The 18,731-nt window shown below is 64.5% G+C and carries 14 protein-coding genes and 2 pseudogenes; 9 read left to right on the forward strand and 7 right to left on the reverse strand.

The genetic code is table 11. The annotated features are described in order from the left end of the window. Positions 1 to 137: 137 nt before the first annotated feature. From LE190_RS14970 to LE190_RS14990, 5 genes and pseudogenes are all read right to left on the reverse strand, one after another. Positions 138 to 413: pseudogene (locus tag LE190_RS14970) on the reverse strand (transposase); the annotation flags it as partial. An 87-nt stretch (positions 414 to 500) separates the two neighbouring features. Continuing rightward, positions 501 to 1,067 (reverse strand): GTP cyclohydrolase I FolE, encoded by a 567-nt coding sequence (folE, locus tag LE190_RS14975; protein ID WP_225239451.1) that lies wholly within the window; start codon positions 1,065 to 1,067, stop codon positions 501 to 503. A gap of 122 nt (positions 1,068 to 1,189) precedes the next feature. Continuing rightward, positions 1,190 to 2,011, reverse strand: a complete 822-nt coding sequence (gene nudC / locus LE190_RS14980; protein ID WP_225239452.1) for an NAD(+) diphosphatase — start codon at positions 2,009 to 2,011, stop codon at positions 1,190 to 1,192. A gap of 135 nt (positions 2,012 to 2,146) precedes the next feature. After that, positions 2,147 to 3,208: an MFS transporter gene (locus LE190_RS14985; RefSeq protein ID WP_225239453.1), complete on the reverse strand. Its 1,062-nt coding sequence runs from the start codon at positions 3,206 to 3,208 to the stop codon at positions 2,147 to 2,149. Between the two features lie 588 nt (positions 3,209 to 3,796). Then, positions 3,797 to 5,569 carry an ABC transporter ATP-binding protein gene (locus LE190_RS14990; protein ID WP_225239454.1) on the reverse strand — a complete coding sequence of 591 codons (1,773 nt, stop codon included), beginning with the start codon at positions 5,567 to 5,569 and terminating at the stop codon, positions 3,797 to 3,799. A 170-nt stretch (positions 5,570 to 5,739) separates the two neighbouring features. On the opposite strand from LE190_RS14990, the gene LE190_RS14995 reads away from it, so the two are divergent. From LE190_RS14995 to LE190_RS15030, 8 genes are all read left to right on the forward strand, one after another. Continuing rightward, positions 5,740 to 6,651: a universal stress protein gene (locus LE190_RS14995; RefSeq protein WP_225239455.1), complete on the forward strand. Its 912-nt coding sequence runs from the start codon at positions 5,740 to 5,742 to the stop codon at positions 6,649 to 6,651. 31 nt (positions 6,652 to 6,682) lie between these two features. Then, entirely contained in the window at positions 6,683 to 9,619 is a 2,937-nt protein-coding gene (locus LE190_RS15000) for a monovalent cation/H+ antiporter subunit A (protein ID WP_225239456.1), read from the forward strand. After that, positions 9,619 to 9,963, forward strand: coding sequence for a Na+/H+ antiporter subunit C (locus LE190_RS15005; protein ID WP_224948094.1), 345 nt, complete (start codon positions 9,619 to 9,621; stop codon positions 9,961 to 9,963). Before LE190_RS15000 ends, LE190_RS15005 begins: the two co-directional genes overlap by 1 nt. Beyond that, positions 9,960 to 11,591: a monovalent cation/H+ antiporter subunit D gene (locus LE190_RS15010; RefSeq protein ID WP_225239457.1), complete on the forward strand. Its 1,632-nt coding sequence runs from the start codon at positions 9,960 to 9,962 to the stop codon at positions 11,589 to 11,591. The genes LE190_RS15005 and LE190_RS15010 overlap by 4 nt, the downstream gene beginning before the upstream one ends. Next, entirely contained in the window at positions 11,588 to 12,106 is a 519-nt protein-coding gene (locus tag LE190_RS15015) for a Na+/H+ antiporter subunit E (protein WP_225239458.1), read from the forward strand. The genes LE190_RS15010 and LE190_RS15015 overlap by 4 nt, the downstream gene beginning before the upstream one ends. After that, positions 12,090 to 12,368 carry a K+/H+ antiporter subunit F gene (locus tag LE190_RS15020; RefSeq protein WP_224948097.1) on the forward strand — a complete coding sequence of 93 codons (279 nt, stop codon included), beginning with the start codon at positions 12,090 to 12,092 and terminating at the stop codon, positions 12,366 to 12,368. The genes LE190_RS15015 and LE190_RS15020 overlap by 17 nt, the downstream gene beginning before the upstream one ends. Next, positions 12,365 to 12,775, forward strand: coding sequence for a monovalent cation/H(+) antiporter subunit G (gene mnhG / locus LE190_RS15025; RefSeq protein ID WP_307734711.1), 411 nt, complete (start codon positions 12,365 to 12,367; stop codon positions 12,773 to 12,775). Before LE190_RS15020 ends, mnhG begins: the two co-directional genes overlap by 4 nt. A gap of 446 nt (positions 12,776 to 13,221) precedes the next feature. Then, the gene (locus LE190_RS15030; protein ID WP_225239459.1) at positions 13,222 to 13,890 is read left to right on the forward strand and encodes a hypothetical protein; all 669 of its coding nucleotides are present in this window, start codon (positions 13,222 to 13,224) and stop codon (positions 13,888 to 13,890) included. A gap of 369 nt (positions 13,891 to 14,259) precedes the next feature. Here LE190_RS15030 and LE190_RS22155 read toward each other — a convergent pair. Both LE190_RS22155 and ssb read right to left on the reverse strand, forming a co-directional pair. Next, a pseudogene (locus LE190_RS22155) lies at positions 14,260 to 14,663 on the reverse strand (transposase); the annotation flags it as partial. A gap of 227 nt (positions 14,664 to 14,890) precedes the next feature. Continuing rightward, the gene (ssb, locus tag LE190_RS15040) at positions 14,891 to 15,400 is read right to left on the reverse strand and encodes a single-stranded DNA-binding protein (RefSeq protein ID WP_225239460.1); all 510 of its coding nucleotides are present in this window, start codon (positions 15,398 to 15,400) and stop codon (positions 14,891 to 14,893) included. A gap of 447 nt (positions 15,401 to 15,847) precedes the next feature. On the opposite strand from ssb, the gene uvrA reads away from it, so the two are divergent. Then, entirely contained in the window at positions 15,848 to 18,697 is a 2,850-nt protein-coding gene (uvrA, locus tag LE190_RS15045; protein WP_225239461.1) for an excinuclease ABC subunit UvrA, read from the forward strand. The last annotated feature ends 34 nt before the right edge of the window (positions 18,698 to 18,731 follow it).

Raw genomic sequence — 18,731 nt, forward strand, 5'->3', positions numbered from 1 at the left:
TTCCGTCAGCATAACCGAGCTCAACCGTTGCACTGTTCAATAAAATGCAACAGATTGTGACAGGGCCGGAATGTTCCGCTCGCTCGGATTCAGGGCCGCATCAGCATGCCCCGCAGCTTCGCCAGTTCCTGGTCGCGCCCGCTGCGTTCGAGCACGCTTTCCAGCAGGCTGCGCTCGCCATCGCGCAGCATGGTCCATTGGGTGAAGTATTCGTGCACGGTGCGCCAGGGAGGAAAGCCTGGCCCCAGCTTGCGCCAGGTCGCGCCCGTATTCAGGAAGTAGAGGACGGCGCAGAACACGTCGTACAGGTCATGCTTGCGCGGGCGGGTCTTGCGGCGCGCCGCTTCCAGCATGCCGCGCACGGTTTCAAACTGTTCGCGCGAAATATCGCTGGGATAGGCCGGACGATCCATGGCGCACCTCCAAACTTCGTTGGAGGCCGCCGATCCGGAACAGGTTCCAAGACGGACCCGGCCATCGGGCGATGGCCGGCAGCGGCCTCAGTCGCGCGCCAGGGCCAGGAACTCGGTGCGCAGAGCCAGGTTCGGCTGCAGGTCGCCCAGCATGGCCGACGTGATGGTTTCCTCGCCAATGGCGCGGATGCCACGGCTTTCCATGCACATATGGCGGCACTTGACGACCACACCGACTGCCTTCGGCTCCAGCACTTCCATCAGCGCATTGGCGATCTGGATCGTCATGCGCTCCTGCACCTGCAAGCGCTTGGAAAAAATATCCACCAGGCGGGTCAGCTTCGACAGGCCGACGATCTTGCCGTTCGGCAGGTAGCCGACGGTGGCCTTGCCGAAGAAAGGCGCCAGGTGATGCTCGCAGTGGCTGTACACCGGAATGCCGCGCACCACGATCAATTCATTGTACTCCTCGGCGCCGTCTTCGAACGCCTTGAGCACTTCGACCGGGTCCTGGTCATAGCCCGAGGTCCAGTGTTTCCAGGCTTTCGCCACGCGTGCCGGCGTCTCGTGCAGGCCCGGACGATCCGGATCCTCGCCCAGGCTGGACAGCAGGCGGCGCCAGTCGTGTTCGGTGAAAGCTTCTTTGTCAGACATGGTGAAACCTTAAAAAATCGATTGCCGCCAGTATATAGAAAATGCGCCATGCTTACCGGGGCCGCTGCCTTTTGATTGAGCACAGGAATGCCCCATGCGCAGCCATCCCGGACCCGTTGCGGCTAGCGTCCCGGTGGCCGGTGCGCGTCGACCAGCACGCTCGACACGGAAATGTGCGGCACCCGTTCCGGCCATTCGTCATCCGGTCCGAACCAGCGCGCTTCCGCGATCTCGTTGGTGTCGAGGCGGATCTCGCCATCGAGGTAGTCGGCGGTAAAGGCCAGCATCAGCGAATGGGGGAAGGGCCAGGACTGGCTCGCGAAATAGCGCAGGTTCTGCACGCGCAAGCCCACCTCCTCGAACACTTCGCGGTGGATCGCCTCCTCCACCGATTCGCCCGCTTCCAAAAAGCCGGCCAGCGGCACGAAGCGCTTGGTCGGCGAGGCCAGGTGCATCGCCAGCAGCACGCTGTCGCCCTTCCTGATCAGGACCATCATGGCCGGCGAGATACGTGGATAGGCCATATGGCCACACTGCACGCACTTGTAGCAGCGCTCGCCCGCCGCCAGGATGGTGCCGCTGCCGCAGGCGCCGCAGAAGCGGTGGGTGCGCGCCCATTCGGCCACCTGGGCCGCGCGCGCCGCCAGGCCCAGCAGGCCTTCGTCCATGTCGGCAAACAGCGAACGCAGGCCGCGCAGCGCGTAGCCCGGCGGCAGCGCCGGTTCGCTGTCGAACCAGCCTGTCTCGCAGTAACGTTCGCCATACAGGCCGAGCGGCTGCAGGCGCGTGCGGTCGACGTCGAGCCGCTCGAGCATGGCCGCATCGGGCAGCGCCAGGTCGTGCTCACGTACCAGCAGGCGCCCGCCATGGAACAGGAAGCTCAGGGGTGCGGGATCGGGACGGGGGGCGAACAGGGGCGTGAAGGATGCGGGTGTCTGGAGCATGGTGGAAATCGGCATCTGGCCGGGCTGGAGAATCCCCCGATCATAACCGCCTTTCACGCTGCCCGCCTTGACCGCCCGGATGGACGAAAAAAAACGCAGACGGCGGGCGCGATCTGCGTTGGAAGGGCCGACCGCTTACTTGAGCAGGCGGGTGCGGCTGGCAACGAAGGCGATGCCCAGCGACAGGATGCCGACATAGGCGATGGCGGCCTGCATGCCGACGAAGTGGGCGACGGCGCCGATCACCGGCGGGCCCATCAGGCTGCCGCTGTAGGCCATGCTGGCGACGGCGGCCAGGGCCATCGGCCCCTGGGCGCCGGCGGCGCTGAACACGAAGGGGAACAGCAGCGACAGGCCGAGACCGGCAACCGCGAAACCGGCCAGGGCGACAACAGCGTTCGGCGCCAGCACCGCGAAGAACAGGCCGCAGGCCGACACCAGCGAGCCGAGGGTGACCAGGCGCCGGGCGCCGAAGCGCAGCTTCAACTTGTCGCCAACCATGCGCGACAGCAGCATCATGACCGAGAAGGACGACAGGGCCAGCGGCGCCAGGCCGTCCGAGGCGCCGAAATGCTCTTTCAGGAACACACCGCTCCAGTCGGCGATGCTGCCTTCCGACATCGAGCCCAGGAAGCCCAGCAGGCCCAGCAGTGCCAGCGGGCCGCGCGGCAGCGAGAACGACTTCTTTTCGACCTGCTCGACGCTGTCGTTCGCGTCCATCAGGCTGAAGGCGCCCCACAGCACCAGGGCCAGCGGTCCGGCCAGCATCACGAAGTGGGTGGCCGGGGCGATCTTCATGCTTGCCATCAGGCTGCCGAGGGTGGCACCGGCCAGGCCGCCGGCGCAGCCGATACCGTGCAGCATCGACAGCTCCGACTTGCCGGTCTGCTTCTCACGCCGGGTCGCTGCCGAATTGATGGCGACGTCGAAGGTGCTGGCCGTAATGCCCAGCATCAGGACCGACAGCATCAGGCGCGGCACGGTCGGCGCCATGCCGATCGAGACCAGCACGCACAGCAGGGCCAGGCCGGAGAACAGCAAGGACTTGCGGGCGCCGAAGCGGCCCATCATGAAGGACGAGATCGGATAGGACACGACGGCGCCCAGGCCGCCGCACAGCAGGACCATCGACAGCGCCGAGTGGGAAACCTGCACGCGCTCGGCCAGGGCCGGGATGCGGCCGGCCCAGGAACCCATGATCAGGCCGAATAGTGCGAACAGGACGGGCAGTGTGTACTGTTGGGTTTGTGCGAAAGAAGAACTGCGGTGTGCGGAAACGGTGGTATGCATCGAGGCCAGGAAAATTGTTAAATTTTTCGAGAAATAAAAACTGCTGATATGCCCTGAAAAGCAAAACGCCAACCCGGAAGTTGGCGTCGAAAGCTGATAGGCGGCAATTTTACCGCTCGGAAAAATTCTTTGCTTGCCGCATGGAAAAATATTTTTTGCTGTTGTTGTAGGTCGACGCAAAAATGGCAATTCTGTTGACGATGCAGGAAGAAACCGTGGTTAACGGTAATAAGATGCATAAAAACCGTGCAGAAAACGACTAATACTGCCGAGTTTGATTAAGCGTGCGGCAGTTACATCGCTTTCCCTGCTGCCCCGGCAATACAGCAATAAAAAGGGAAATGCGTGCTCAGCAATAAGCCGGACTCCGCATTTCCCGCTTTCCCAATTTATTGGATGAATGACCTGGCTTACCCACTCGAATTGTTAAATATTCGAAATAAGAATGGCTGTCATGCATATTCGAGATGACACCTGCACGGTCAAACAGCGCGCTCAGTCGGGTGCCTGCTCCGCGCCGGGCGGCACCGGCCGCTCGCCGATCTGCTGCCGCCACATCGCGTAATACAGTCCTTTCTGCGCCACCAGTTCCTCGTGCGAACCGGTCTCCACGATGCGTCCCTTTTCCAGCACGTGGATCGTGTCCGCATGCATCACGGTCGACAGCCTGTGCGCGATCAGGATCGTGATCTGGCTGGCGCGCGCCGAGATGTCGCGCACGGTGTTCGTGATCTGCTCTTCGGTGAGTGAGTCCAGGGCCGAGGTCGCCTCGTCGAAGATCAGCAGGCGCGGTTCGCGCACCAGGGCGCGCGCGATCGACAGGCGCTGCTTTTCGCCGCCCGACAGCTTCATGCCGCGCTCGCCGATGATGGTGTCCAGCCCTTCGGGCGAGCGCGCCACCAGGCCGGCGCAGGAAGCCTGCTCCAGCGCCGCCATGATCTGGGCATCGCTCGCATCCGGTTTCACGAACAGCAGGTTGTCGCGGATGGTGCCCGCGAACAGATGGGTTTCCTGGGTCACGAAGCCGATCTGGCGGCGCGCCTCGTTGTAGCGCAGGTCTTCGGTCGAGATCTCGTTGTAGTACACCTTGCCGCGCGCCGGCGCGTACAGGCCGACCAGCAGTTTCACCAGGGTCGACTTGCCCGATCCGGACGGGCCGACGAAAGCCAGGGTCCGGCCCAGGCTGGCGCCAAATGAAATGTCCACCAGCGAATCCTCCGCCGCCCCCTTATGGCGAAAGCCCACGCCGGCGAAACGGATCTGCTCGAGCGGCCCGATCTCGACGAAGTCCTGCGGCCGGCGCTCGATCGGCTTGTCCATCAGGTGGCGGAAATTGAGCAGCGAGGCCTCGACCTCGCGGTGCGCCAGGATGATGTTGCCCAGTTCCTGCAGCGGGGCGAAGATCGCCACCGAGATGAACTGCATGGCGATCAGTTCGCCGGTGGACAGCACGTCGCGAAAGATCAGCCACAGCAGCGCGAACAGGATCGCCAGCCTCAACAGGCTCAGCGTGCTGCCCTGCAGGAAGGCGAGCAGGCGGATGCGTTTCACCTTTTCCATCTCGAGCGCGAAGATGCTGTCGGTCTGGGCCTTCAGGCGGCGGATCTCGGTGAAGGTCAGGCCCAGGCTCTTGATCAGCTCGATGTTGCGCAGCGACTCGGTAATGAACCCGGAATTGCGGTTGGTCTCGCGCACGATGGAACGCTGCTGGGTCTTGATCTCGCGGCTCAGCAGGCCCGTGAGTCCGCCCAGCACCAGCACCCCGACCAGGAACACCGGCACCAGCAGCCAATGCTTGGTCACCGCATACCAGACCAGGAAGGACACGCCCACCAGCGAAGCGAACACGGTATTGATGAAGGTATTGATGAAGCGCTCGCTGTCGGCGCGCACCTTCTGCAGCAGCGACAGGGTCTCGCCGCTACGCAGGTCTTCGAACTCCTGGTATTTCAGGCGCAGCACGTGGCGCAGGCCGTCGTTGAAGATGGCCACGCCGAGCTTTTGCACCACCAGCCGGGTGACGTAGTCCTGCAGCGCCTTCGCCAGGCGCGCCAGCAGGGCCACCAGGACGGCCAGGCCCAGCAGGCGCAGCACGCCCGCTACCCGTTCCTCGTCGCTGCGCAGGCCGGGATGCAGCGCATAGTCGTCGATGATCCTGCCGAAAATGATCGGATCGACCAGGTTCAGTACCTGGGCCAGCCCCGCCAGCAGCAGGGCCAGCGCGGCCAGCCGCCAGTGCGGACGCAGGTAGCTCCAAAGGATGTGCATGCTGTCATCTTATCAACCCTCGCGGGCGCGGCGCGCACGTCCCTGCCAGCAAGTACATGGCGTGCCTGAACCATTGTTTTGCTGATGTAGCAGAGGTAATGCGTTGCAAGAACCCGTGCAAAAACAGTACAGTAGGCATATTTGCCATTCACCCCCGCATGGAGGGCCGTGTGACCGACAGCATCTTAGGTGAGCTGCCGCTGCCGCCGCAGCTCCCGATTCCGCCCCAGCGCCTGCTGCTGGCCACCGATCTCGGTGCCCGCTGCGACCGCCCACTCGACCGCGCCAAGCAGCTGGCGCGCGAGTGGCGCGCCGAGCTGGTCGTCCTGACCGTGCGCGATGGGCCGCAGACGCCCGAGGAAGTCGGTTCCTGGCTCGATGGCGCCAGCACCGTCCCCTCCTTCGAGCGCGCCGCGCGCCGCGAACTGGACGAGGAATTCGCCGGGACCGGGCTGGCGCCCACGCTGCGGGTGCTGGAAGGCGAGGTCACCGGCAGCATCCTCGACGCCGCTGCCGGCATGCCGGATGCGATGGTGGTGATGGGCGCCTCGCGCGACGAAAGCCTGCCGGAACTGATCCTCGGCTCGACCGCGACCCGCCTGTCGCAAGACCTGGAGCAGCCACTGCTGGTAGTACGCCAGCGCACCCGCGGCAGCTATGAACGGATCGTGGTGGCCAACGATTTCTCGAATGCCGCGCGGCGCGCGCTCGAGACCGCCCTGCGCCTGTTCCCGGGCCGCCGCCTGACCCTGCTGCACGTGCTGGAAGGCGGCGCCGGCGCCCCCGGCGAACTGCTGGCCGCCGCGGTGGACGAAGCCCTCGTGCGCAGCGAACGCTTCCTCGACGGCTGCGCGCTGGCGCCGGAAGACCGCGCCCTGCTCAGCGCCACGGTGGCGCACGGCCGGGTGGCCGAGGCGGCCGCGCGCTACGCCCTCGACTGCAACGTCCAGCTGACCGTGCTCGGTGTGCGCCGCCACTCCGGCGTGGCGCGCATGTTCATGGGCAGCCGCGGCGACGACCTGCTCCAGCACCTGCCCTGCGACACCCTGCTGGTGCGCGCGGAAGGCGGTGGCGATGGCTGATCGGCCAGTCCGTTGCGGCGGGAGCTGAACCATGCTCCTGCTGCTCCTGTTGCTCCTCCCCTTCGGCGCGTCCTTCGTCGCGGCCTGCATGCCATCCGATTCGCGCGACCGCCCGGCGCTTGTGGCCGGCATTGCCACCCTGGCGGCCCTGGCGCTGGCCATCGCCCAGTTCAGCGGGATCGCCGGCGGCACGGTGCTGAACGAGCGCTATGCCTGGCTGCCCGGCCTCGGACTCGACATCCACCTGCGCATGGACGGCCTGGCCTGGGTGTTCGCCATCATGGTGCTCGGCATCGGCGCCCTGGTGCTGCTGTATGCGCGCTACTACATGTCGCGGCGCGATCCGGTGCCCCGCTTCTACGCCTACATGATGGCCTTCATGGGCGCCATGCTGGGCGTGGTCCTGTCGGGCAACCTGATCCAGCTGGTGGTGTTCTGGGAACTGACCAGCGTCACCTCCTTCCTCTTGATCGGCTACTGGCAGGAACGCATCGATGCGCGCCGCGGCGCGCGCATGGCCTTCACCGTCACCACCATCGGCGGCCTGTGCCTGCTGGCCGGGATGCTGCTGCTCGGCCACATGGCCGGCAGCTACGACCTGCAGGAAGTGCTGGGGGCGGGCAACCGGATCCGCGCCCATGCCTGGTACGTACCGGCCTTGACCCTGGTGGCGCTGGGCGCGCTGACCAAGAGCGCGCAATTCCCTTTCCACTTCTGGCTACCGCACGCGATGGCGGCGCCGACCCCGGTCTCGAGCTACCTGCACTCGGCTACCATGGTGAAGGCCGGCGTGTTCCTCCTGATCCGCCTGTGGCCGGCCCTGGCCGGCACCGAGGAATGGACCTGGATCCTGGGCAGTGCCGGCGTGTGCACGCTGCTGCTCGGTTCCCTGTTCGCGATCTTCCAGCACGACATGAAGGGCCTGCTGGCCTATTCCACCATCAGCCACCTGGGCCTGATCACGGTCCTGCTCAGCATCGGCACGCCGCTGTCGGTGGTGGCGGCGATCTTCCATACCATGAACCATGCGGTGTTCAAGGCCTCGCTGTTCATGGCGGTCGGCATCGTCGACCACGAAACCGGCACGCGCGACATGCGCATGCTGCGCGGCCTGAAGCGCGCCATGCCGCACACGGCCGCCCTGGCCATCGTGGCCAGCGCCGCGATGGCCGGTGTGCCGCTGCTGAACGGCTTCCTGTCGAAGGAGATGTTCTTCACCGAGACCCTGGTGGTAGGCGGCAGCGAGAATTGGTGGATGTCGGTGGCGGCCGCGCTGATGGGCCTGTTCAGCGTGATCTATTCGCTGCGCTTCATCAGCGTGTTCTTCGGGCCGCTGGCGCACGACCTGCCGGAGGAGCCGCACGAGCCACCGCGCTGGATGCGGGTGCCGATCGAGCTCCTGGTCCTGCTGTGCATCGCGGTCGGCGTGATGCCCGAGCGCGTGGTGGGCGACGTGCTGGCGGTGGCCGCGCAGGCCGTGCTCGGACGCGCCATGCCCGAATATAACCTGGCGATCTGGCACGGCCTGAACCTGCCGCTCATGATGAGCGTGATCGCACTGGGCGGCGGCGTCGTCGCCTACCTCATCCTGCGCAACCGCTTCGAGCTGGCGCAGCGCGACCGGGTGCCGGTGCTGCACCGCCTGAAAGGCGCCCAGCTCTACGAGAACATCATGCTCGGCCTGGCGCAGGGCGCGTCCTGGCTGGTGCGCCATACCGGTACCCGCCGCCTGCAGCCGCAGCTGCTGGTATTGACGGCGATGATGGTGGCGGTGCCCGTGCTGCTGGCCTGGCCGGTGCCCGGCATCGCCGGTTTCCAGCTGGCGGGCGCGCTGGGCGAGCTGCATCCGCTGTTTGCCCTGCTGTGGCTGATCGGCGCCGGCTGCGCCGTGGCCGCGGCCTGGAAGGCCAAGTACCACCGGCTGGCGGCGCTGGCCCTGGTGGGCGGCACCGGCCTGGCCACCAGCGCCACCTTCCTGTGGCTGTCGGCGCCGGACCTGGCCCTGACCCAGCTGATGGTGGAGACCGTGACCACGGTGCTGGTCCTGCTCGGCCTGCGCTGGCTGCCGCCGCGCTTCCAGCCGGCCCACCTGAAGGGCCGGGTCCCGGGCGCGACCTGGCTGCGCCGCTCGCGCGACATTCTCATTGCCGTGGCCGGCGGCCTGGGCCTGGCCGCGGCCAGCTACGCGGTCCTGAGCCTGCCCCAGGGAGGGGCGACCACCGACCTGCGCGACTTTTTCATGCGCCACGCCCTGGCCGAAGGCGGCGGCGCGAACGTGGTCAATGTGCTGCTGGTGGACTTCCGCGGCTTCGACACGATGGGCGAGATCACCGTGCTGTCGGCGGTGGCGCTCACCGTGTACGCGCTGCTGCGCCGCTTCCGCCCGGCGCCGGAAAGCATCGCCATCCCGGTGCAGCAGGCCAGCGACGTCGATCCGGCGGTGGGCCAGAAGCCGGGCGAGCAGGCGCGCGACGGCTACCTGATGGTGCAGGCCGTGTACCTGCGTTTCCTGCTGCCGGTGATGGGCGTACTCTCCGTGTACTTCTTCATGCGCGGGCACAACCTGCCCGGCGGCGGCTTCGTGGCCGGCCTGATCTTCGCCACCGCCCTGATCGTGCAGTACATGGTGGCCGGCACCGACTGGGTCGAGTCGCACCTGCGCCTGCGCCCGCACCGCTGGATCGGCTGGGGCCTGATCATCGCCTGCAGTACCGGCCTGGGAGCCTGGCTGCTCGGCTATCCCTTCCTCACCAGCCATACGGCGCACCTGACGCTGCCGCTGCTGGGCGAGCTGCACGTGCCGACAGCCTTCGTGTTCGACCTCGGCGTGTTTCTGGTGGTGGTCGGCACCACCATGCTGATCCTGGTGGCGCTGGCGCACCAGTCGCTGCGCAGCCGGCGCATCCCGGCCAGCGCCAGCCGCAGCGCGGTGCTGGCCAGCATCCCGCCCGCCAAGGAGATCGGCTGATGGAAATCGTGCTCTCGCTCGCCATCGGCATCGTGTTCGGTTCCGGCATCTGGCTGGTGCTGCGTCCGCGCAGCTTCCAGGTGCTCACCGGGCTGATGCTGATGTCGTATGCCGTCAACCTGTTCATCTTCGCGATGGGCCGCCTGGAGGTGGACCGGCCGCCGCTCACGCCGGCCGGCACCACGCCCGATCCGGCGCTGCTGGCCGACCCGGTGCCGCAGGCCCTGGTGCTGACCGCGATCGTGATCGGCTTTGCCACCACCGCGCTCTACCTGGTGGTGATGATCGGGGTGCGCGGCCTGACCGGCACCGACCACGTGGACGGCGAGGAGCCGGACGCATGAGCCTCGACTGGACCCGCCACCTGCTCATCGTGCCGGTGCTGCTGCCGCTGCTGTGCGGCGCACTGCTGGTGCCGCTTACCGAGGGCCGGCACCGCTTCAAGTTCGCGCTCGGCTACGCGTCGGTGCTCGGGCTGCTGGCCAACGCCCTGGCGCTGGTGCTGCTGGCCGACCGCGCCTGGCCGGACGGCATGGCTATCTACCTCGCCGCCAACTGGGCCGCCCCGTTCGGCATCGCGCTGCTGGCCGACCGCCTGTCGGCCCTGATGCTGGTGCTGACCGCGCTGCTGGCCCTGGCCGCGCTGCACTATGCGCAGCCGCGCTGGAGCCGGATCGGGGTGCACTTCCATTCGCTGTTCCAGTTCCTGCTGATGGGGATCAACGGCGCCTTCCTGACCCACGACCTGTTCAACCTGTTCGTGTTCTTCGAGGTGATGCTGGCCGCCTCCTATGGCCTGGTCCTGCACGGCTACAACGTGGCGCGCCTGCGCGCCAGCATCCAGTACATCGCGGTCAACCTGGTCGCGGCCCTGCTGTTCCTGACCGGGGTGGCGCTGATCTACGCCACCACCGGCACCCTGAACATGGCCGACCTGGCGGCGCGCGTGGGCAGCCTGCCCGCGCACAGCGTCGGCCTGCTCAAGGTCGGGGCGGCGGTGCTGGCGCTGGCCTTCCTGGTCAAGGGCGCCATGTGGCCGCTCGGTTCCTGGCTGCCCACCACTTATTCGGCCGCCTCGCCGCCGGTGGCGGCGCTGCTGGTGCTGATGACCAAGGTCGGCGCCTATGTCGTCCTGCGCATCTGGCTGCTGGTGTTCCCGGACGGCGCGGGCGAACTGGCGCGCTACGGCTACGATGCCCTGCTGTGGGGCGGCATGGCGACCATCGTGTTCGGCGCGGCCGGCATGCTGGCCACCGACACCGCCGGGCGCATGGCCGGCTACGCGGCGATCGTCTCTTCCGGCACGCTGCTGGCCGTGATCGGCTACGGCCAGGCCTCGCTGGTCGCGGCCGGCCTGTACTACTTCCTCGCTTCCACCATCGCGCTGGCCGCCTTCGTCCTCCTGATCGAGCTGATCGACCGTATCCGCACGCCCGGCGCCGCGATGCTGGCCCTGACCATGGAAGCCTACGCGGTCGAGGACACGCCGGCCGAGCCCAAGGGGCGCGGGGTGCCGGCCGCGATGGCCTTCCTGTCGCTCGCCTTCGCTGCCTGCGCGCTGATGATTGCCGGCCTGCCGCCGCTGTCGGGCTTCGTGGCCAAGTTCGGGATGTTCCACGCCCTGGTCAACCCGGGCCTGGAGGCGGCGCCGGTCGGTGCGCGCGGCTGGAGCCTGATGGCGCTCGTCATCGTGTCGGGCCTGGTGGCGATCATCTCGCTGATGCGCTTCGGGGTGCGTACCTTCTGGGCCGCCGAGATCCTCGGCCCGCCGCGCCTGCACAGCGCCGAGGTGCTGCCGGTGGCTGCGCTGCTGGCCGTCTCGGTGCTGATGACGGTACAGGCGCAGCCGGTGCTCGACTACCTCGGCCGCGCCAGCGCGGACCTGCACCGCCCCGCCCTGTACATCGGACAGGTGCGCGGCACGGCGCCGGTACCGGCGCCGCAGGCAAGTCCAGCGGGGGAGGCGCCATGATGCCCTGGCTGCCCCACCCGGTGGTGTCGCTGTGCCTGTGCGCGCTGTGGCTGCTGCTCAACCAGACCCTCGATCCGGCCAACCTGCTGTTCGGCGCCGCGCTCGGTTTCGCCATCCCGCTGCTGACGCGCCGCCTGCAGCCCTTCGGCTATCCGCGCCTGCGCGCGCCCGTCACCTTCCTGCGCCTGATGACGATGGCCTCGGTCGAAGTGGTGCGCTCCTGCTTCAACGTCTGCGCCATCATCCTGGTACGCGACCACAGCACCGTGAACGCGCAGTTCATCCGGGTGCCGCTGACGCTGCGCGACCCCTACGGCCTGGCGATGCTGTCCTGCCTGATCAACATGACGCCGGGGACGGTCTGGGTCGAGATCCTGCCGGAACGCTACGAGCTGTCGCTGCACGTGTTCGACCTGCACGACCGCCAATGGTGGATCGATACCATCCAGCGCCGCTACGAGCGCCCGCTGATCGAGATTTTCGAAGGAGAGAAGGACCATGGAAACCCTGCTTGAACTGGCGATCGCCTACGCGATGGTGTGCGTGCTGCTGGCGATGGGCTTCTGCGCCCTGCGCCTGCTGATCGGTCCTTCGGCGCACGACCGGGTGCTGGCGCTGGATACGCTATGGATGTGCGGCATGCTGCTGGCCGTGGTGCTGGGCATCCGCTTCGGCACCCAGGTCTATTTCGAATGGGCGATCCTGATCGCGCTGGTGGGCTTCGTCTCGACGGTGGCGATGGCGAAGTTCCTGATGCGCGGGGAGGTCATCGAATGAGCGGCTTGCTGGGCGGCATCGAGCACATCCCGGCCTGGGCCGCGCTGCCGGTGGCCCTGCTGCTGGTGCTGGGTGCCAGCATCGTCCTGATCGGCGCCCTCGGCCTGCTGCGCCTGCCGACCTTCTACCAGCGCATCCACGGCCCGGCGATCAGCATCACCCTCGGCACCGGCTGCCTGCTGCTGGCCTCGATGTTGTATTTCACGGCCGCGCAGTCGCGCCTCGTTATCCACGAGCTCATCATCTCGGTGTTCATCCTGATGACGGCGCCGGTGGTATCGATGACCATCATGCGCGCCGCGGTCTACCGCGACCTGCGGGCCAGGAAGCACGAGGCGGGGGCGACGGCGGGCGACGTGTATGTGATTCCCGACGAGCCGGACAAGGGTGTTCCCGGCCACGAATAAATACCCCTAACAAAACTCCTTAATTGTGCGGACAGCAATACCGTACATTGAGCAATTCCGACCTTCGACTTTCGGCCAGAAGCGGACCTTTCAATAGTCCGAGGGGACAACACCCAAGAAAAGATCTAGACAGACGGTGCCGTAGCTTTCGTCGAAGGACCACTCAAGTTGCAGCTGGTTTGCAAATGTAGATCCGAGGGATCTAGATGTCCGGGCTTGCCTTGACGTAAAGTATTCAGGTCGAAGCCAGAATCTCAAATGGTCGGCCGCCGCACCTTTGATTTTTGGATAAATGATGAAACAAAAAGACTAGAAGGTTGGCGGTTGGCAAACAGGGATGGAACGCAGCACGTCATAATCTGCTCAAAGGGTCGCTGCTGCGGGCGTTGCGATGCTCTTACTATTTTTCACTATTGTCAGTTCCTGTGACTTTCCTAAGGATTTTTATGGAACAGTTATCTTGTAGTGCGTCAAAAAATGATCATCCTAAGTGGGGATTCACAGATCTGGTGCGATGGAAGACGCTCCCTTCAACATTGGGCGGTGGTAGAGCATATATTCAGCGGTTTAAAGACGCTTGGGTTAAGCAGAACAAGAACGCGATCAGGGCAGCCGCGACCCGTGAGGGCTTCCCTCCCGAGTTGCTCGCAGGCGTATGTTGGATTGAAGTAGGGGGTGATCCAAACTCTATCGATCGTATTGCCTTTGAAGTACGAACTTTTGACTGGAGCGGCCCCCCTCTAGTAGATAAGCAGACTGTTACCAGTCTGCCAACAAAAACATCCTTCGGTTCTGTTAGCATGCAGCTTCGAACTGCAGCCCATACGATGGGGATCGATCCGGCCAAAATGTCGTCGGCGCAACTGCGCCAGCTGGCAAATTGTCTTCAGCAGGACGTGTTTAATATCAATACTGTAGCTCGTCATCTAAGGCAACTCATCGACCACGACAAGCTGCAGCAGACGCGCCCGCTTCTTGGCATGGAGCAGGTGCGTATCGTTGGCGCGCGCTATAACCGCGGCATATCGCTCTCACTTGACCAAATCAAGAAGAATATGAGCTATGGAAATTTTATTGTGAATTTCTGGCCGCGATTTTCAAGGCTTTTAAATTAATGGCGGTATTGGCATGCGAAGCTTACTGCGAATATTGGGTCATGTATTTTCGATCTTCGGCTTGCTCGTCGCTCTCCTTTTCTCTCCAAGGAAATATGACTGGGTAGAGGAATTGGATCCTTCGATTTCTGCGGGGGCAATCGAGGATCCCTCTGGGAACCGGACCGTATTCCTGTTTACGTTGGTGGTGCTCATCATCGTAATTCAACTTGCGATGGCAATCGGCACGACCGACAGGACGCAAAGACGATTCTCGTTAGCGTTTATTGCTCTGATCGTCGCTGTTTCCATCGTCAAGTTCGCACTCTAAACGCCTTTGATAAGCAAGTTGAGCAGAGGCCGAGCTGGCGCTATTCTTCACTTCTTCCAGTTCCGTGCATCGGCACTGTAGCGATTCGTCTTCCAGGGTTTGACGTTCTTGCGGGTCAGCCTAATGGCATGCGCGGCGCGCAAAGCGATGGCTTCATGGCTGTCCTTCGTGTCGTAAGCGCCATCGCCATAGTCCGGCACCAGCCAATCGAGCCCACCCAGACGCAGCGGGCTTTGCCCATGCCCATAGCCTGGCGCAGTGGTACATTGATGAAGCACTTGATGCTCAGGCAGAACCGGATCATCTTATCGCTGAACGTCTGGCTTTACCCGCGCTTGCCGCTCGGCTGGCCGTGGCACCTCATCGTCAAGGTCGGGCCAGATGAGCAGCGGGCCGCGTGACTTCGACGCTTTTTTGTACGTCTTCCAGTTGTCGCGCGGTACTTCTGTCGAGCTGGTTTCATCCGTTCAGGCTCCCAGGCCTATGATTCCACGCTGCCCCAGCCTGATTTGCGCAACAAAGCAAAAATGGATATGTTTGGCGATGAATTGCGTCACCTACTCACTAATCTGATTCAGCGCGATTAAATGGTGGTGAAACCAAATTTAGAAATTGATGTGGATAAAGAAAAAGACCCCTTCTCATAGAGAGAAGAGGTCTTCTGACCAACAAAAGTATGTTTAGGCTCGATTAGAACGGGATGTCGTCATCCATGTCCGAGAAATTCGGTGCCGGACGCTGCGGCTGCGGACGCGCTGCCGGTGCCGGCGGCGCCTGGCGCGGTGCCGGACGCTGCTGCGGCTCGTAGCCGCCGTCATCCATGCCGCCCATGCCGCCGCCCATGCTGTCGCCACCGCCCATGCCCTGGCGGCCGCCCAGCATCTGCATGTTCTCGGCGATGATGTCGGTTGCGTAGCGCTCGATGCCGTCCTTGTCGGTGTACTTGCGGGTCTGCAGGCGGCCTTCGACGTAGACCGAGGAGCCCTTCTTGAGGTACTGGCCGACGATCTCGGCCAGGCGGCCGAAGAAGGAAATCCGGTGCCACTCGGTCAGTTCCTTCTGCTCGCCGGTCTGGCGGTCCTTCGATTTGTACGAGGTGGCCACCGCGATGTTCGCGATCGCGTCGCCGCTCGGCATGTAGCGGATTTCCGGGTCGCGGCCCAGGTTGCCGACGATGATGACCTTGTTGACTGATGCCATGTTGATACTCCAGTAAATTTTGTAGAGCCCTGACTCTGCGTGGGTGCTCAACGTCAGGGAACGTAGTGCTGCAGCTAACTATTATGGGGCCGATGAGCAGCGAAAAAAAGAGATTTTTTGCGCCATTTGCACACGCACCTTTGAGCCTGGTTGACAAGTCCCGAACAGGCTTTGAACCACCCGGTCCAAAAAAATTTCGCCCGGCTGGCCGCTTTGTCATTGAACAGCAGCGGATGCGACCCACCTAGGACACACCCCGTTTTTCGCCCCCTGCCGGACGATGCGAAGCTGGCATCGAAACGTCGCCTTCCGGCACCAAAGTGCTGGATGCATGTACAGCACTTCGAAAAACGAGCTACACTAATGGGTTCTCCCGACAGGCCCGCCCACCGCGTCCGCTCTTCGTGTGCCGGCCCCGCAAACTGACAGAAAGACTTCAAAAACTTAATGGAAGAAATTCGAATTCGCGGTGCGCGCACGCACAACTTGAAGAACATCAACCTCGACCTGCCGCGCAACAAGCTGATCGTCATCACCGGCCTGTCCGGCTCGGGCAAGTCCTCGCTCGCCTTCGACACGCTGTACGCGGAGGGCCAGCGCCGCTACGTCGAGTCGCTGTCGGCCTACGCGCGCCAGTTCCTGCAACTGATGGAAAAGCCGGACGTCGACCTGATCGAAGGCCTGTCGCCGGCCATCTCGATCGAGCAGAAGGCGACCTCGCACAATCCGCGCTCGACGGTCGGCACCGTCACCGAGATCCACGACTACCTGCGCCTGCTCTACGCGCGCGTCGGCACGCCCTACTGCCCGCAGCACCCGCACGAGCCGTTGGCGGCCCAGACCGTCTCGCAGATGGTCGATGCCGTGCTGGCCATGCCGGAAGGCACCAAGCTGATGATCCTGGCCCCGGTGGTGGTGGGCCGCAAGGGTGAGCATACCGACCTGTTCCAGGCCATGCAGGCCCAGGGCTTCGTGCGCTTCCGCGTCGCCAGCGGCGTCAACGCGGCCAGGATCGTCGAGATCGACGACCTGCCCAAACTGAAAAAGACCGAGAAGCACAGCATCGACGTCGTGATCGACCGCGTCAAGGTCAATCCGGAGATCAAGCAGCGCCTAGCCGAAAGCTTCGAGACCGCGCTGCGCCTGGCCGACGGCCGCGCCGTGGCCTACGAGATGGACACCGAAAAGGAAACCGTCTTCTCGAACAAGTTCGCCTGTAACGTCTGTGGCTACTCGCTGCAGGAACTCGAGCCGCGCCTGTTCTCGTTCAACAACCCGATGGGCGCCTGCCAGGAATGCGATGGCCTCGGCCATATCGAGTTCTTCGATCCGAAGCGCATCGTCGCCTTCCCCCACCTGTCGCTGGCCTCCGGCGCCGTGAAGGGCTGGGACCGGCGCAACCAGTTCTACTTCCAGATGCTGCAGAGCCTGGCGGCGCACTACGACTTCGACCTCGACAAGCCCTTCGACACGCTGCCGAAGCAGGCCCAGGATGCCGTGCTGTTCGGTTCCGGCAAGGCCACGATCCCGTTCAGCTATGTCAACGAGCGCGGCCGCACCGTGATCCGCGAGCATACCTTCGAAGGCGTGGTGAACAACCTGCAGCGGCGCTACCGGGAAACGGATTCGATGGCGGTCAAGGAAGAGCTGGCCAAGTTCATCAACGAGAAGAAATGCCCGGCCTGCGAAGGCGCTCGCCTGCGTACCGAAGCCCGTTACGTGAAAATCGGACAAGGCGCGCAGCAGCGCGCCATCTACGAGGTGTCCGATAAACCCCTGCGCGACACTCTGGCCTTCTTCGAGACGTTGGAACTGTCGGGTGCCAAGCGGGACATCGCCGAGCGCGTCATCAAGGAAATCACGGCCCGCCTGAAGTTCCTGAACAACGTCGGCCTCGATTACCTGTCGCTCGACCGCAGCGCCGATACGCTGTCCGGCGGCGAAGCCCAGCGCATCCGCCTGGCCTCGCAGATCGGTTCCGGCCTGACCGGCGTCATGTACGTACTCGACGAACCCTCGATCGGCCTGCACCAGCGCGACAACGACCGCCTGATCGCGACCCTGAAGCATTTGCGCGACATCGGCAACTCGGTGCTGGTGGTCGAGCACGACGAGGATGCGATCCGCACCGCCGATTACATCGTCGACATGGGGCCGGGCGCGGGCGTGCATGGCGGCGCCGTGATCGCGGCCGGTTCGCTGCCGGAGATCATGCAGAGCGAGCATTCGCTGACTGCCCAGTACCTGGACGGCCGCCGCAAGATCGCCGTGCCGAAGAAGCGCACCAAGGCCGATCCGGCGCGCCAGCTGGTGATTACCGGTGCCCGCGGCAACAACCTGAAGAACGTGTCCTTGACCCTGCCGGTGGGCCTGATGACCTGCGTGACGGGCGTGTCCGGTTCCGGCAAGTCGACCCTGATCAACGACACCCTCTATCCGGCCCTGTCGCGCCACCTGTACGGCTCGCAAACCGAACCGGCCGAGCACGATGCGATCCACGGACTGGAGCACTTCGACAAGGTGATCTCGGTCGACCAGGCGCCGATCGGCCGCACCCCGCGCTCGAACCCGGCGACCTATACCGGCCTGTTCACGCCGATCCGCGACCTGTTCGCCACCGTGCCGACCGCCAAGGAACGCGGCTACTCGGCGGGCCGCTTCTCGTTCAACGTGAAGGGCGGCCGCTGCGAAGCCTGCCAGGGCGACGGCGTGATCAAGGTCGAGATGCACTTCCTGCCGGACGTGTACGTGCCTTGCGACGTCTGCCACGGCAAGCGCTACAACCGCGAGACGCTGGAAGTGCACTACAAGGGCAAGAGCATCACCGAAGTGCTGGACATGACGGTGGAAGACGCGCACGCGTTCTTCAAGCCGGTGCCGGTCATCGCGCGCAAGCTGCAGACCTTGCTGGATGTCGGCCTCGGCTACATCAAGCTGGGCCAGAGCGCGACCACGCTCTCGGGCGGCGAGGCGCAGCGCGTCAAACTGTCGCTGGAACTGTCCAAGCGCGACACCGGGCGTACCCTGTACATCCTGGACGAGCCGACCACCGGCCTGCACTTCGCCGACATCGACCTGCTGCTGAAGGTGATCCACCGCCTGCGCGACCAGGGCAATACGCTGGCCATCATCGAGCACAACCTCGATGTGATCAAGACCGCGGACTGGATCGTCGACCTGGGGCCCGAAGGCGGCGCAGGCGGCGGCCAGATCGTCGCCAGCGGCACGCCGGAAGAGGTGGCGAAGAACAAGGCCAGCGTCACCGGCAAGTACCTCAAGCCGCTGCTCAAGAGCTGATCCCTGCGCGCGGAACACGAAGGCCGCCCTGGCA

This window comes from Massilia hydrophila (assembly GCF_020208145.1).
In the GTDB taxonomy this organism is placed as follows: domain Bacteria; phylum Pseudomonadota; class Gammaproteobacteria; order Burkholderiales; family Burkholderiaceae_D; genus Telluria; species Telluria hydrophila.

Coding starts and splice junctions, on each gene's coding strand:
- mnhG (WP_307734711.1), top strand. CDS start 12,365: ATGAGCGGCTTGCTGGGCGGCATCGAGCACATCCCGGCCTGGGCCGCG.
- LE190_RS15015 (WP_225239458.1), top strand. CDS start 11,588: ATGATGCCCTGGCTGCCCCACCCGGTGGTGTCGCTGTGCCTGTGCGCG.
- folE (WP_225239451.1), bottom strand. CDS start 1,067: ATGTCTGACAAAGAAGCTTTCACCGAACACGACTGGCGCCGCCTGCTG.
- LE190_RS14990 (WP_225239454.1), bottom strand. CDS start 5,569: ATGCACATCCTTTGGAGCTACCTGCGTCCGCACTGGCGGCTGGCCGCG.
- LE190_RS14985 (WP_225239453.1), bottom strand. CDS start 3,208: ATGGGTTCCTGGGCCGGCCGCATCCCGGCCCTGGCCGAGCGCGTGCAG.
- LE190_RS15030 (WP_225239459.1), top strand. CDS start 13,222: ATGGAACAGTTATCTTGTAGTGCGTCAAAAAATGATCATCCTAAGTGG.
- LE190_RS15005 (WP_224948094.1), top strand. CDS start 9,619: ATGGAAATCGTGCTCTCGCTCGCCATCGGCATCGTGTTCGGTTCCGGC.
- nudC (WP_225239452.1), bottom strand. CDS start 2,011: ATGCTCCAGACACCCGCATCCTTCACGCCCCTGTTCGCCCCCCGTCCC.
- LE190_RS15020 (WP_224948097.1), top strand. CDS start 12,090: ATGGAAACCCTGCTTGAACTGGCGATCGCCTACGCGATGGTGTGCGTG.
- LE190_RS15010 (WP_225239457.1), top strand. CDS start 9,960: ATGAGCCTCGACTGGACCCGCCACCTGCTCATCGTGCCGGTGCTGCTG.
- uvrA (WP_225239461.1), top strand. CDS start 15,848: ATGGAAGAAATTCGAATTCGCGGTGCGCGCACGCACAACTTGAAGAAC.
- LE190_RS15000 (WP_225239456.1), top strand. CDS start 6,683: ATGCTCCTGCTGCTCCTGTTGCTCCTCCCCTTCGGCGCGTCCTTCGTC.
- ssb (WP_225239460.1), bottom strand. CDS start 15,400: ATGGCATCAGTCAACAAGGTCATCATCGTCGGCAACCTGGGCCGCGAC.